The following is a 15250-nucleotide window of genomic DNA, read 5'->3' as shown; positions in this document are numbered from 1 at the left end:
TTATCGTATTGACTAGCTAGTTTTTGATGCAAGCAGAGTGCATCTTATAAGCTAGCCACAGCAAAGCTTTGATAGTTTTCGGAGATGTCTATTGCAGTTGCAGAAATGCAATAAACTACAATTATTACTTCACATCCTCCAGTATTAATGTAGACTCAGCAGTACGCCCAAATTCTTCTGGTGCATATTGCAGGTGAACTTCTGCACCAGGCCAAGAAAATGTACCAGGAGTAACAGAACGGACTAAGTAATGCAGACTATAAACTCCTGGTTCCAAGTGGTCGGCATAGGCGATAATGCGATCGCGGTAGATATTCCTAAATCCAAGTTCCCAGCTATCGGCTTTTGCTTGTAATGCAGCTGTGGTAGTTTGAAAACTCGCATCCACCGCCTCAAAACCTGATGGTAGCGGATCTTTAATCACCACATGATCCACAGGATGATCGGCAATGATTTCTAAACCAATATCAAACACCTGTCCAGAGGTTAAAGTCAAGGGTTTATCGAAAGCGTAAATACCTGTTTTTTGTAAAACTTTCTCTTTATTTACTTGACTAATTTCTCGTGTTATGCGTAAACCATTAAATCTGCCTGGTTGATTTCCCTGCAAGCGATAATTATAAGTAACCAGATAGTGTAAAGTGCCATTACCTGATTTTTGCAGCGTTAAATCTTGATGCCCACGAGGTAATAGATTCATCGGCACATTTAGCTGTAAACTAGGATTTTTATAACCTTCAAACCGATTTTCTCCTAACTTATTACTAGCTAATTGTACTGTGGTAACAAAATTAGGTGGTGTGGGTTGCAGTTGGCTATATTCTACCAAAGCTGTTAAGGCTTGGGCATTATTATAGTTAGTTTGCCATGTGCCATCCCGCCGCAGTGCCAGAAGACTTTGGAATAATTTATCTATAACTTCGGGTTTACTTTGTTTGGCAATAAATAAACGTATTGCTTGCGCTTGCGTCGTGGTAGATGAACTCATCCATCCCCAACTGCTGGGTAAACTCACAACTGCTGTGCGACCAGTTTCATATATACTTTGTTGCAGCTTGTTTACTAATTGTTGAGATTCATCTTGCCATTCTGGGAATTGAGATAAATATCGCGCCAGTTTAATTTGAGTTACTAAATCAAAATTATTGCGCTGTTCATAAATATCCGCAAGAAAAGTATTGCGTTTGTCTCCCAATTCTGCTAAAGCGATTAAAGCATTAAGTTGCAGTTGTCTTTTACATAGTACTTGTTTACAAAAGTCATATTCTCCAGGATTCGCCAGAACTTTTTGCAGATAAGTTTTGAGGCGAGATACCATTGCAGAATCGAATAAATTAGGGAACACCTGACTGGCTTTAGCTAAAGATTCACCCGCATAAGAAGAAACCCAAGGGTCAGATTTTTCTTGTTTGGGGAAAGCAGCAAAACCACCATCTGCTATTTGGAGTTTTTGTAATTGTTCAATGGCTTGTTTTGCCTGTTGGCTAGGATTAAATTCTGCAAATGTTTGACCATATTTTTGTATAAGATTTTGCAGATTAGCCGCAATCATTAACTGACTTGCAGCAGGTTCTGTAAACGGCAAATCATCATCTTTTAAAACCTGCTTTGCTGGTGCTTGAATCTCTGGAATTAAGGTACTCGCCAACTGAATATCTAAACCTCCCGCATCAGGGAAAGTATTTTTATCAACATTCAGGGGAATCTTCACCTGTTTTTCAGTGACACCAGTTTCAACGACTTGTTCTGTAATTTCAATTGGCTTAATTTCCAAAGGAACTTCAAAAGCATCTGCGGCTGTACCATTTAGCTGAGTGGTAAAGCGAACTTTCCCGACTCCCACACTATCCGCCACCATTGGAAAGCGATAAGCGTGAGTTGCGGATTCAGCTTTGGTTTGCAAAGAAGTAGCTGTGGGATTTTTATCAGCAAACTTCACATTACCGCTAAGTTCGCCATTTATTGAAAGATTTCCTGTATTCCCAGTGTTGTTAGTTACAGATAAACCAGCAAGGATGCGATCGCCTGGACGGGCAAACTGTGGCAAGATGGCATTAGTTAGCAGTGGCTTTGTGGTGATAAACGTTGCCTCTCCATTCCCAAAACGCAGATTTCCATCGGTGGCCACAGCCATCACCCGCCATGTAGTTAAGTCATCCGGTAATTTAAAGGTTATCTGTGCATTACCGTTAGCATCGGTGAGAACAGAACCGTTGTAGTAAGCTAAGGCTTGAAAATCGGTGCGGGTACGAGTATTGGCTGCACCAGTTGAGAAACCACCGCCATAACCCCAACCTTTGGGTTTAGCTACATCTTGTGGTTGTAATATTAAATCAGGTCGATTATCGCTAAAGCGGGTAGATATTACCTGTTCTGCATAAACTGTATCCACCAAATCTGGCGGCCGATAACCAGAAAGTTGTAACACCGCTTCATTTACCACCATAACTGTAAACTGTCCTTTGGTGGGATTGCCTTGATTATCCTTTAGTTCTAGTTGTACCGTTTCCTCCGCACCAGGTTCTAATGATGCTTGAACTGGCTTAACTTGCAGTTTTAAATACTTATCTTCTAAGTTAACTTTAAAAGGTGTAAAACCAATCTTCACCAAATTATCTAAACTTCCCGCTTCCACTTGGTTTATCGGTTTACCTTGTCTGACTAAGACAGCTTCAATGGCTGCATTTGGCAGCATTTCTGGCGTAACTTTAAACTGAATTTGTGGTGCGCTTCCCTGAGTTTTGGTAATTTGCTGATAAAGCGGTTTGTCTTTAATTACAGCAAAGTACAATTCTGCATCTGGATAGGGAGATTTAATTAGTACAGTAGCGGTTTCACCAGGTTTAAATTCTTTTTTATCTAGCTGAATTTCTAAGACATCTTTTTCTTTAGAACCCCAAAATACTGGATTTTCTCCAGTTGCCCAAATTTGTAAATCTGTGGCACTTAATTCGCTTTTGGCATCACTAAAATTAACTCTAATCCGGTATGAACTAGATTCGGGTGCTGTCAAATTTACCGATTGCGGATTGCTAGCAGATGTAATTTCAGCTTGTCCAACTGTTTTATATTCAACTTGATTTTTTGGAGTTCGGCTACCTTCCACTAATTGCGTGACGCTGCTGTATTTAATTTGTTGTAATTCCAGCTGCACCTGTTGACCTGTTATCGGTTTTCCTGTAGGGTCAGTAACAATCACTTCAATAGGAAAAGCTTTACCAGCATCAGCAATGAAATTACTTTTTAACCCAATAAGGCGATTAGTTGGTAGGGCTGTAAAAGTTTTGGAATTGGCTACAGATAGATTAGAAACATCTGCAACTTGCACATCCACCTGATAAGTCATCGGATATGGTAAATCATTAGCCACATTCACAGCTTGACTACTTTTACCACTAGCATCTAGCTGGATATTAGTTTGCAATACATCACTAGATATAGTAGGAGTTTCCTCTGGCCATAACCATTGTCTACCAAAAGTAAATTCATCCCAACCTTTAGGAACAAAATTAGCCTGTTGACGAGTGATAAAGTATTTTGCTTCGCCACCTTCTACAGGCGCACCAAATAAATAATTACTTGTAGCATTAATATTAACTTTCTCGTCAATCAGAGCAAATTCTTTATCTAAGTTGAGTTCGACTTTAAAATTGGGTGGCTTAAACTCAGCTACCCGAAATTCTCCAGAAATCTCTTGCCCATTCTTCCCCTTACCCTGGATTGTATAGTAGCCTAAGCGCTGAGTAGTTTTGATAGGTAGTTCTAGAGAAAATGTACCAAATTCATTTGTAGTTTGCGTACCTAAATTAGTCTTTTGCCCATCAGGATTTACCAAAGTTAATTGGTAAGCAGCATTTTTATCTTGCTGGATTGCACCATTTTGTAAAAAATCAGCGAAACCAGTTAACCAAGCTTTCTCGCCTGGTTGATACAACTGTCTATCTGAGAAAATTACCCCGCGTGATTCAGGTTTACCATTTTGCCAATCTGCATCAATACCATAGCCATAAACGCCGCTATATTCTTCAACTCTAGCAAATGCCCAATCTTGATTTTCACGGGCAATTACTAATAATTGTGGTGATTTACTAGAACTTTCATTTCCCGAATAACATTGCTGTAATCCTTCACGAATAATTGTCAAAGTTCCATTTTCATCAGTTTTACCCGTTGCACAAGGGACAGGTTCAGGGCGAGATTTAGCCTGTAACTTTGATTGATAAATTTCAACAGCAGCCGCTTGAACTGGCGAACCATCTGTAAGATGATTGACGTGAATTAAGCCTGACTCAGGAAACCACTGAGTAAATACGCCCAAATTCGTCAATTCAACCATGCCATAAGTCGTAGGTTCTCGCCACAGTTCCTTCCCATTCTCCTGATATTTATTAGTTCGGGCTTGCACTCCATAAGCTAACATTCCCGTAGCTGCACTTATTTTTTCCCGCAGAGGAACAGCAATATCAACTGATTGATTTTTCTTACCCGATACCTTAAAGCTTTGCCAATCAGAAGGTTCTGGTAATAAATCACTACCATTATTAAAATAAACTAAATCTGTCGGTTTAACTACTTTATAAGCTGCTTTGTACTTCGATTCTGGTAAATTTCCCGTACTAATATTTAGCTGTAAATCTTTTGCTGTGGGGAAAATATTCAAATCTGAGGGTACCCAGATATCCCCAGCTAAATCTCCAGTATCATATTTTAGTGTGACAGGTTTACCCAAAGTCTGCCCAAACTTATCTTTAAGGTTTCCGCCAATAGTAATTGTATAAGTCTTGGCAGGTTCTAGTGCATAAGGATTGATGCCGACAACTTTATCTTCATCATTTATTTGGATGATTCTCGAAATGTCTTTTGGTGCTGGATTAATAGTAATATTTTCTTTAGCTGAATCTGCCACTAAGACGTTATTAAATTCTAGCTGAGGACTCCCTTTTATAAATCTTCCAAATGTTCCACCTGAATCTGGCTGTCCGTAAAAGTTAATTTTCTGAAATGCTAAAGGCGAATAAGTTGCTAACTTACTGGCAAATTCTTTCTCTGTAGGTAGATTGCCATAAGCAGGGCGGATTCCAGGAGAAAATACTAGGCGATAAGGAGTTGCTTTTTCAACATTTTGCTGGGGGATAAGGTTATAAATCCAATTGCGTGCTGAAGGATCAAATTTTTCTAAAGGTTCTTCTTCATTTTTTAATGGTTTTTCTTCTTTGTTTAATTCAACTTTAAAACCTGTACCTTTATTTTTACCTTTGGGAATTAACTGTAAATGTTCTTGTACAGAAGCTAAATCCAATTCTACATTTGAAGTAAACTGTAATTTTTGTTGTAAATCAATTGGTTCGATATCAGCCTTTTCAATGGGATTTACACCGGGTAAATTAGTCAGATTGATAGATTCGGTATTAAAAGTCCAAGGTAAATCTTTGTCTAAACGATGATTTTTTAAATCGGCTAAACCTGTTTTGAGGGTAACTTGAAATCTTGTCGCTATTGGCAATGCTTTCTCGGCTTGAAAACCCACCATGCGCGGTGTCAAAAAGCGAAACTGGCCGGGTAAAGGCGGCCAAAGGGCAAATTTTTCTAAAATTTTCTGCTGTTCTGGATTGTCAAGACTTTCAACTGGGATTAAAGCTTCTTTAAAACGGATGCGGATTTGGTTAAGAGATTTTGCATCTCCAATGGGACTAATTTGTTCAATCCAGTCTGGTAGTTTAGGCGGGGTGAGTGCGGATACTGTTGGGAGTTGTTCTTTTCCTGAGTTGATACCAAAAAAATTACACCCTGCCATCCCTAGCATAAATGTAAAGAGCAGAATAAACTGTATTCTTCTCTTTCGGTTTGAGGAATGACTAATTTTTTTTAACGTAGAGGCTTCGGCTTGCCGCAGGCTATCGCGAACGCGTCTTTGACGTCCTTCGCGCAGCGTCTCGTTGGCGCAGCCTCTCGTAGAGAAGAGAAGTAAGAAATAGAGAATTTTATGGTGGAAACGGAGTAAAGCTCTGATAATCATATTTTTAGTAATTTAAAATTAAAAATTCACAGATTATAGCGGATAAAAGTTTAGATTCCCTCATTAAGCTGGCACATGCCAAGAATAATAAGGGAAAGCGAATGACTATTTTTTACTCAAATATTGGATTTAACTATGTTTATTTACATAGATAACCAATACCGTGTGATTGTTCCAAAAATCACTACAATTCTTAACTATGAAGAAGTATTTAAGTTCTGCAAATATTAAGTTATATCTGCTAAGTTAGGAAAAATTACTTATTAAGTATTTGACATACTTACTGATGTAGACGTAATAATCGCCGCGTCAAAATTAAAGTAAGTTTTCTTGGGCTGGGATTCCCTAATGAAACTAATTTTACGATCGCTACTCAAACTTAAGCACAGTAGTAAGGTTATCCTGGCTGGGCTGCTAATCTGCCTAGTGGTACGCTTGTTACCTTATTTTGCGCCCATTCGTGCCGCAGATATTACTCAAAATCAGTTGGCAATGCAATTTAGCGATCGCAATGGTTTACCATTAGGAACATTACTCACCCGTGACCAAGAACATACATCAGTAGTACCGCTAAATCAAGTTCCGTTCCAGTTTACCCATGCTATTTTAGCCGCCGAAGATGGCAGCTTTTACCATCACGGGGCGTTGGATATGAAAGCTGTTATCCGCGCCAGCAAAGAAGCCATTCACGCGAAACGAATTATTTCCGGTGCTTCCACAATTACTATGCAGTTAGCGCGGATGTTAGATCCAGTGCCGCGTAGTTTCTCTGGTAAACTGAGTGAAATTTGGCTATCTTGGCGGTTAGCAGCAGGGATGAATAAAGATGAAATTCTGGCTGCATATATCAATCGCCTGCCAATGGGAGGGAATATATATGGTGTGGAAGCAGCAGCGCAGACTTACTTTTCCATTCCAGCTAGTGAGTTGAATCTTGCTCAAGCTAGTTTGTTGGCTGCTATTCCCAATAATCCCACATACTTTAACCCTTACCAGCATTGGGAACGGCTGAAGCAGCGACAAAAATACGTCCTTAATCGGATGGTACAGGAAAAGTATATTAGTGGAGCGATCGCAGGCCGAACATCCGCCGAAAAGGTTGTGTTTCAGTCTCGCCAACGGGGAATTATCGCCGCACCACACTTTTTGTTTTGGTTAGCCAATCAAATCCCTCTTAGTCTCCCTTACAAAGCGGAGAATCAAGCCCCTCTAAGGGAGCAATCCGTTATTCGCACCACGATAAATCGCCCTTTACAGCAGTTTGTCGAAGCACAGGTGCAACAGGTGATTTCTTCTCTCGCCGCCAACAATGTCCATGATGCAGCTGCGTTAGTGATTGACAACCGCACTGGCGAAGTTTTGGCTTATGTTGGTTCACCTGATTACTTTAATGAAGCCAAATTGGGACGCAATGATGGAGTGCAGGCGCTACGTCAACCAGGTTCTACCCTCAAGCCTTTTGTGTATGAATTAGCTTTAGAAAAAGGTTTAATTCGCCCAAATACCATTTTGGCAGATGTACCCGCCCATTATGCCATTCCCGGCGCCAAACTTTATAGCCCCACAGATTACACTGAAAGCTTTCTTGGCCCTGTGCGAGTGCGAATCGCTTTAGCAAATTCCCTAAATGTCCCCGCAGTGAGGGTTTTAGAAAAGGTAGGTGTGGAAACGTTCTTAGAACGTCTGCATCAATTGGGATTTGAACATCTTAATCAAACTCCAGAACATTACGGTTTAGGGTTAACTCTCGGTAGTGGCGAAGTCAGTCTCTGGGAATTAGCCCGTGCCTACCTTACTATGGCACGACTTGGAGAAGCTACGCCGCTAATAAGCACATTTTCCAATTCCCCACTCCCGACTCCCCACTCCCGACTCCCCAACCACACAATATGGCAATTAATCACCAACATACTTAGTGATAACCATGCTCGTGCAACAGCATTTGGCGTAGACTCAGTGTTAAATTTACCTTTCCCTGTTGCTGTTAAAACTGGCACTTCTTCCAATTTTCGGGATACTTGGACAGTTGGCTTCACCACAGATTACACCGTTGCTACTTGGGTAGGTAATTTCAGCGGCGAACCAATGCGTCAGGTTTCAGGCGTTACCGGGGCTGCACCCTTGTGGAATCGAATTATGTTACATCTGCACGAACATCAAGAACCAGCAGGTTTTCCACCTCCAGAAGGTTTAGTGCAATTACCTGTTTGTGCAATTTCGGGGTTACGACCAACACCCGATTGTAACTCAGTTGTCCAAGAATATTTTTATCCAGAAGATAAAATTGCCTACGAAAGTGACAATCAATTCAATTTACCACCAGAGTACAATGAGTGGTTGGCAAAACAACAGCAATCGAGTCTTGTTTCTAACAATTTGAGAATTTTATCTCCGCATCATGGCGATTTATTTTTACTGTATCCAGGTGAAGCAGCGAAGCAAAAACTCGAATTTAAGTTAACAGGAAATAAATTTGCGGTTGTTGAATGGTGGCTAAATGGGGAAAAACTAGATACAAACTCAGCTAATTCTTTATTTTGGAATTTGCGTCCTGGTAAGTGGACTTTGGAAGCAAGAAGCGGGGAAATAACTGACAAGGTAAGTTTTCAGGTGGAATTAGCTAGTATTAAACCTACGCGTCGAGGATTTTCTATTAGTAATTCTCAGGTAAAGGGGAATCATCCATAAATAAAAAAAGGCAGGGATTACCTGCCTAGTTCCGTTAAACAGTTTGATGAGTAAACTATTGCAGATCGTATTGACAAAGCCATTGCAAAATTATGTCAAAGGTATGACCACAAATAATATATCTGTTTCAGAAACAATGTAAGCTTGAACAAAAGGCAAGGAAGCAGGTAAGCTGCATAGTGCATATATTTGCTTACCGCATCTGCTTAATTGGAATCTCAATCAAAAACTCTGTACCCTTACCAGGTGAAGAAATACACTCGATTTTTCCCTTGTGCTTATCTACTATAATCTGGTAACTAATAGATAATCCTAAGCCAGTGCCTTTACCTATAGGTTTAGTAGTAAAGAAAGGATCAAATAATTTATTCTTAACTTCCTCTGGTATTCCTGGCCCATTATCTTTAATACTAATAAGCACGCACTCTTCATTCTTAACTTGAGTATGGATAATAATAGAGCTAAGAATTTTTTTAGTCTCTCCTTTTAAACTTAAACACTCTTCTTCCCATTCATATAAAGCATCAATAGCGTTACTTAAAATATTCATAAATACCTGATTCAGTCCTCCTGCATAACATTCAACAAGGGGCAAATCACCATAATCTTTGATTATTGAAATTTCCTGCTGTTTATGCTTTCCTTTGATACGATACTGTAAAATTAATAGAGTGCTATCAATCCCTTCATGAATATCAACAGGTTTCATTTCTGCTTCATCAAGACGCGAGAAGTTCCGCAAAGTTAGCACAATCTCACGAATGCGGTCAGTACCAACTGCCATTGAGGATAATATCTTCGGCAGATCGTCAATAATAAACTCTAAATCTATCTCATCAATCAAACTATTTAGTTCTGAATTGTAATTAAGTTTTTGTTGCTGATACAGGTTAATTAAACTTAGTAAATCCTGACTATATTCTCTAACATGCATCAGGTTACCATAAATGAAATTAACTGGATTATTAATTTCATGAGCAACACCAGCAACTAGCTGACCTAATGAGGACATTTTTTCAGTTTGGATAAGCTGTACTTGAGCGTGTTGCAATTCTTCCAGTGTCTGTTTTAATTGATTATTTTTTTCTTTTAGTTTTGCCGTTCTCTCTGCAACTTGCATTTCTAACCGATAATTCGTTTCTTCTAAGGCGGCTTGAGCAATTTTTTTAGCTTTTAAGTATTGCTGTAATAAGTGCAATACTAAAAGCCATGCCGGAATCAGCATTGCTAAACTTATAATAGATTCTAAAATTGCCCAAAACATTCTTTTGTAATAATCATCAACTTTTTGCTGTAACTGAAGTGAGATATTACGCTTCCTTTTAGCAATACCATCAGCATAAATTTGTTTTTGACTTTCATACTCATGGTTAGAAAGTAATATTTGTGCTATCTCTTTTTGATTTTTTTTAACCAATACAAAAGATTGATATTCCATTTCTACTAAGCGTTGATTAGCAGCATCAATTTTTTGAGCATCCTCATTCTCATCCACTTTAGGAGCCAATTTAATAAATTCTTTAATAGCAAGATCAAGTTTAGGTTCAAATTGGCGATACCGTTCTTCCCAAATAAATTTTCCTGTAGCAGCATTCATGCGTGCTGACATCGTTAATACTTCATCAAGATAAGTAATTTCATCACTCAACATTTGGAGTTTGAATTCATATTTAGTAATACTATTAAAGTTAGAATATGCTTGCCAGTTGAGGCAGATTTGAGGAATAAACAAGATTAATGTTAGTAGTAACGTTATAGTTACTATTTGAGAGGGAACGAATCTCAGTTTATTAGAAAGGTAAAAGTGCATTTTGATAATTTTTTTAGATATATGGTCATTGAGTATTAATAAAATTTAATACTTTTCTATAAGTTTTATATTCTTATGATTAATCCCGAAAATATTTTTTAAATTTCCTATAGGTTCATCTTGATAAATTTCAAAGTTAATCTCATTTAGTTGTTTAAATTTAATATTTCTGCCGTATATAAAGCCAAAATTAAAAGTTATTAAATCTAATGACGAGAATTTATCAGAATATAGATATATAAATTTAGCAAAAAGTTTATAGATGAATAAATGTAGTTGATTACTCTTTAAGTCATTACCCATTGTAAATCCAATTACAAAATCTTCATCTTGAGGAGAAATACCTCTACCTAAAAGTATGTGAATATAATCATGATGGCGCAGACTAATTTTTCCGGGTAAGGCCAATGGACTATTAGGGTTCTCTAGTAACGAAATTACAAAAGGAATTTTTGGTTTATGTAAACTAAATATTACTGTATGTACTTTTTTTAAATTCATTTGAGCTATGTCTAGTTGAAAAGTTTTATCTAAATCAAAAGCCATAGGTATACTAATAACAAAAGAACTAACTTATTAGTATTTGTTTTTACTCTGATTTGTCTATATTTACCCAGAAAATTATTTTTATATTCATAATTAAGTATAATAAAATCTATTTTCTATGAAGTTGCAGTATTATTACTTAATTTAGACTAAGGGCAAAGGCATCTAAATGAGAAATCATAGACTGAATAAAGTGTCATTACGATCGCTCATGCAAAACTCCATAACCGCCAATTTTTGCCACAGTGTACTTCCGATTACAGACTCTCGTAGGTGAGTTCCGTATTTGCCCAGTTGGTTTCTGCCAAAAATTCCCTAAATGTGGTGAGAATTCCAGGAAACTCCTCTTCTCGTAAACGCCAGACATCGGCTTGATAACCTTGCTTGCGATACCACTGAATCAAATCGAACAGTTCCTTTTGCAGCAAGAGTAAGAAAATCCAGGCGGGTGTCTCTTTGTAGACAACTTTCATCCCCTGCGCTTGGGAGAATGCCTCTGCCATCTCAAGAGGAGTCAGCACATCGCCAGCTAGCTCAATTTCTTGACCAATATACTTGGTGGGATGTTTAATTACGTAAGCAGCAACGCGCCCCATGTCCTTCGTTGTAATTAAATGAAGGGGCTTGTTTGGTTGAATGGAAAATGGGAAACTACCTTTGAGGATGGAAGGTCGCGTGTACTTCTTCCAAAACTCCTCCATAAACAAGCAGGCTCGTAACATGGTAGTCGGTAAGCCAGCTTCTTTGAGAATTTTCTCTACTTGATACTTTTGCTCTATGCGGGGGATTCCTGAATTCCTATCAGCCCCACCTGCTCCATTGTAGACAAAGTGCTTAATGTCAGCCTGTTTAGCTACTTGTGCAACTCGCCTTGCTCTCTCCACCTCTAGCGGGTCAATTTTAGCGGAGTCCGCAGAAGTAGCATGGCAGTAAACAGCAGAAATTCCTGTAAAGGCATCTATGAGGGAGATTTCATCGTCGAGGTTGGCTTTTACCAGTTCAACTCCGGCATTGTTGAGTTTTGCAAGAGTTGGACGATTAAGGTCAATTTCTCTAGTGATAACTCGCAGGTTGGTAACTTTCTGTTCGAGAAATCCCTTAACGACATTTCCACCTGTGCCGCCAGTAACTCCGATGAGTAAAACTTTACCAGTGTTTGACTCTGTGCGATCGGGGAAATTTGACATTCTCTCTTCTACCTAGAGTTATTTATTTAAATTAAGTTTATCCAAAGACAGGAAAAGCAAACAATAATTCCACGCCATTTACAGTTGTTCTAGCTCAGTGGAAGATTTAAGAATAATTCTGACATAAGCTAGATGCTGGTTTTTTGCTTTTATATAAGGTAGTAAGAAAATTTGGACACCGCATGGCAGATAATACCGATCATCTAAACTCCTTTCGGGCCTTGGCGCTGCAAGTTACTTGTCATGCAGTCAACCAAACAAGCGATCGCCTCCAAGCAAGATCGCTCATGCAAAACTCCATCAACCGTCTAGGGCAACAAATTGCTGCCAGTATCGCTTTCATCGGCTTCGATTGTCGTTTAATTGTACTGCCAGAATATTTCCTCACTGGTTTCCCAATGGGAGATTCTCTCTTAGGATGGGCAGAAAAAGCTTGTATAGAAATGGCTGGTGCTGAGTATGAAGCACTTGGTAAAATTGCCCAAAAGCATAAAATCTTTTTAGCTGGTAACGCCTACGAAGTTGACCCCAACTTCCCTGGATTGTACTTCCAAACCTGCTTTATTCTTGACCCCTCTGGCTCAATTGTTTTGCGATATCGGCGGCTAAATTCTTTATTTGCTCCCACACCCCATGATGTTTGGGATAAATATCTTGACTGCTATGGTTTAGAAGGAGTTTTTCCCGTAGCCAAAACAGCGATCGGTAATTTGGCGGCTTTAGCATCAGAAGAAATTTTGTATCCAGAAGTGGCGCGGTGTTTGGCGATGCGAGGAGCGGAGATTTTTGTCCATTCCACCTCGGAAGTATATAACAAAAACCTCACACCCAAAGACGCGGCAAAAATCACTCGCGCCGTCGAAAATATGGCTTACGTGGTTTCAGCCAATACCGCAGGCATCGCTAATATTGCTATCCCCATTGCTTCGGCTGATGGTGGCTCTAAAATCATTGACCATCGTGGAATAGTATTAGCAGAGACAGGTGCAGGTGAGAGCATGGCAGCATTTGCAGAGATTGATTTAGGAGCATTACGCCGCGACCGCCGCCGACCGGGGTTAAATAATTTACTTGCCCGCCAACGATTTGAACTATACGCCGAAAGTTATCGCCAATCACACTTTTACCCAGCTAATACTATGCTGGAAGGAGAAGTAGACCGCAAACACTTCCTCCAAACGCAGCAAGCCACCATTGAACGGTTAGCCAAACTAGGAATTATTTGAATTGGGGAATGGAGAATGGGGAATGGGGAGTAGAGGGAGCAAGGGAAGAATAACTATTAATTATTGACAAATGACAAATGACAAATGACCAATGACAAAAACAATAGAAGTCCGCAATCCCCGAACTGGCAAATTCGACTACGTAATTATCCCGCCGCCTCCCAGGCTGCTGGCACAGCAATGTAAGCGCACCCGCAGGGCGCAAGTTAGCTGGCAGCAACTGGGCTTAGAGGGGAGAATTGAAGCCTTACAGCAGTGGAAAAAAGCGATATTATCAGGGCGCGATCGCCTCACAGAAGCTTTGGTAAATGATACAGGAAGATTTTCGACCTCAGTAATGGAAATAGACTCTTTCCTCTCTAGCATCGATCGCTGGTGTAAGTTAGCGCCGGAATTGCTGCAAGACTCTGCCAAAAATACAGCAATTCCATTTATCGCTTTGCAACAAACATCCGTTCCTTATCCCCTAGTTGGGGTAATTAGCCCGTGGAATTTTCCACTGTTACTGTCAGCCATTGATACCATTCCGGCATTACTGGCGGGTTGTGCTGTCATTGTTAAACCCAGTGAAATTGCTCCCCGCTTCGTAGCACCACTGAAAACAGCAATCAGCGCCGTTCCTGAATTGCGCGACGTATTAACTTTTGTTGAAGGAGCAGGCGAAACTGGATCTGCTTTGATTGAAAATGTAGATTTGGTATGCTTTACAGGCAGCGTAGCAACGGGGCGAAAAGTAGCAGAAGCGGCTGCTAAACGGTTTATTCCGGCTTTTTTGGAATTAGGCGGAAAAGACCCTGCGATCGTTTTAGAATCAGCCAATTTAGAATTAGCAACCTCAGCAATATTGTGGGGTTCCGTCGTAAACACCGGACAGTCGTGCTTATCAATCGAGCGGATTTATGTTGCTGAATCGATATTTGAAAAATTTTACCATCAACTAGTAGCTAAGGCCCATCGCCTTGGGCTAGCCTACCCCACAGTCGAAAGTGGAGAAATTGGCCCCATCATCACCGAAAGCCAAGCAGCAATTATTAGCAACCATCTTTTAGATGCAGTAGAAAAGGGAGCAGTAATTCACTGCGGCGGTGTAATTGAAGACTTAGGTGGGGGTTGGTGGTGTCGTCCGACAGTTCTCACCCAGGTTAATCACTCCATGAAAGTGATGACCGAAGAGACTTTTGGCCCCATTATGCCAATAATGCCTTTTTCCACAGTAGAGGAAGCAGTGTCTTTAGCGAATGACTCAATTTATGGATTGAGTGCTGCTGTCTTTGCCTCAGAAGCCGAAGCCTTAGAAGTTGCCCAACAGATAGATGCAGGTGGTATTAGTATCAACGATGCTGGACTCACCGCCATCATGCAGGAGGGAGAGAAAAATTCCTTCAAATTCTCCGGTATGGGAGGGTCACGCATGGGTGCAGCCGCGCTGAAACGGTTCATGCGAAAAAAAGCTATTTTGATTAAAACTAACGCTACTAATGACCCTTGGTGGTTTGAGACTGGGGAGTGACCAATGCCATCATCACTATGCAACTCATTAGCGTAACCAATGGCGATCGCAGTCGGTGGGAGTGACAAAAGATATTGGTGTGGATACAGAAAAACATTAGAAGCCGACAAGAAACGCGTAGGCGTAGCCCGCCGCAGGCATCGCTTGGAAGAAAAACGGAATTCGTTATGCATCGCGTCAAGTTATGCCAGCGATGATTAAAGCCGTCTTTGACAACCTTCCCCACTCCCCACTCATAATATGCGAACATAATTAAGTTGTAGCTGA

Annotated in this window: 8 protein-coding genes; 3 read left to right on the top strand and 5 right to left on the bottom strand. The window is 40.0% G+C overall.

What is annotated here, in order from left to right; all coding sequences use genetic code 11:
- Window positions 1-124: 124 nt before the first annotated feature.
- Window positions 125-5794, bottom strand: coding sequence for an alpha-2-macroglobulin family protein (locus V7K25_RS03480; RefSeq protein WP_335155093.1), 5670 nt, complete (start codon window positions 5792-5794; stop codon window positions 125-127).
- 570 nt (window positions 5795-6364) lie between these two features.
- Here V7K25_RS03480 and pbpC point away from each other — a divergent pair.
- Window positions 6365-8704, top strand: coding sequence for a penicillin-binding protein 1C (gene pbpC / locus V7K25_RS03475; RefSeq protein WP_335155091.1), 2340 nt, complete (start codon window positions 6365-6367; stop codon window positions 8702-8704).
- A 193-nt stretch (window positions 8705-8897) separates the two neighbouring features.
- Here the strand turns inward: pbpC and V7K25_RS03470 are convergent, their stop codons facing one another.
- The 3 genes from V7K25_RS03470 to V7K25_RS03460 form a co-directional block, all read right to left on the bottom strand.
- Entirely contained in the window at window positions 8898-10514 is a 1617-nt protein-coding gene (locus V7K25_RS03470; protein WP_335155089.1) for a sensor histidine kinase, read from the bottom strand.
- Between the two features lie 45 nt (window positions 10515-10559).
- Entirely contained in the window at window positions 10560-11060 is a 501-nt protein-coding gene (locus V7K25_RS03465) for a hypothetical protein (protein ID WP_335155087.1), read from the bottom strand.
- Window positions 11061-11317: 257 nt separating this feature from the next.
- Window positions 11318-12247: an NmrA family NAD(P)-binding protein gene (locus tag V7K25_RS03460; protein WP_335155085.1), complete on the bottom strand. Its 930-nt coding sequence runs from the start codon at window positions 12245-12247 to the stop codon at window positions 11318-11320.
- 182 nt (window positions 12248-12429) lie between these two features.
- Between V7K25_RS03460 and V7K25_RS03455 the strand changes: the two genes are divergently transcribed.
- Both V7K25_RS03455 and V7K25_RS03450 read left to right on the top strand, forming a co-directional pair.
- Window positions 12430-13473 carry a nitrilase-related carbon-nitrogen hydrolase gene (locus V7K25_RS03455; protein WP_335155083.1) on the top strand — a complete coding sequence of 348 codons (1044 nt, stop codon included), beginning with the start codon at window positions 12430-12432 and terminating at the stop codon, window positions 13471-13473.
- A 91-nt stretch (window positions 13474-13564) separates the two neighbouring features.
- Window positions 13565-14983: an aldehyde dehydrogenase family protein gene (locus V7K25_RS03450; RefSeq protein ID WP_335155081.1), complete on the top strand. Its 1419-nt coding sequence runs from the start codon at window positions 13565-13567 to the stop codon at window positions 14981-14983.
- On the opposite strand, the gene V7K25_RS03445 is transcribed toward V7K25_RS03450, so the two are convergent.
- Window positions 14949-15233, bottom strand: coding sequence for a hypothetical protein (locus V7K25_RS03445; RefSeq protein WP_335155079.1), 285 nt, complete (start codon window positions 15231-15233; stop codon window positions 14949-14951). The genes V7K25_RS03450 and V7K25_RS03445 overlap by 35 nt on opposite strands.
- Between the last annotated feature and the right edge of the window lie 17 nt (window positions 15234-15250).

It is taken from the genome of Nostoc sp., assembly GCF_036919495.1.
Lineage (GTDB): Bacteria > Cyanobacteriota > Cyanobacteriia > Cyanobacteriales > Nostocaceae > Nostoc.
This window is presented reverse-complemented; position numbering and strand designations above follow the sequence as displayed.

Coding starts and splice junctions, on each gene's coding strand:
- V7K25_RS03480 (WP_335155093.1), bottom strand. CDS start 5,794: ATGGCAGGGTGTAATTTTTTTGGTATCAACTCAGGAAAAGAACAACTC.
- pbpC (WP_335155091.1), top strand. CDS start 6,365: ATGAAACTAATTTTACGATCGCTACTCAAACTTAAGCACAGTAGTAAG.
- V7K25_RS03470 (WP_335155089.1), bottom strand. CDS start 10,514: ATGCACTTTTACCTTTCTAATAAACTGAGATTCGTTCCCTCTCAAATA.
- V7K25_RS03465 (WP_335155087.1), bottom strand. CDS start 11,060: ATGGCTTTTGATTTAGATAAAACTTTTCAACTAGACATAGCTCAAATG.
- V7K25_RS03460 (WP_335155085.1), bottom strand. CDS start 12,247: ATGTCAAATTTCCCCGATCGCACAGAGTCAAACACTGGTAAAGTTTTA.
- V7K25_RS03455 (WP_335155083.1), top strand. CDS start 12,430: ATGGCAGATAATACCGATCATCTAAACTCCTTTCGGGCCTTGGCGCTG.
- V7K25_RS03450 (WP_335155081.1), top strand. CDS start 13,565: ATGACAAAAACAATAGAAGTCCGCAATCCCCGAACTGGCAAATTCGAC.
- V7K25_RS03445 (WP_335155079.1), bottom strand. CDS start 15,233: ATGTTCGCATATTATGAGTGGGGAGTGGGGAAGGTTGTCAAAGACGGC.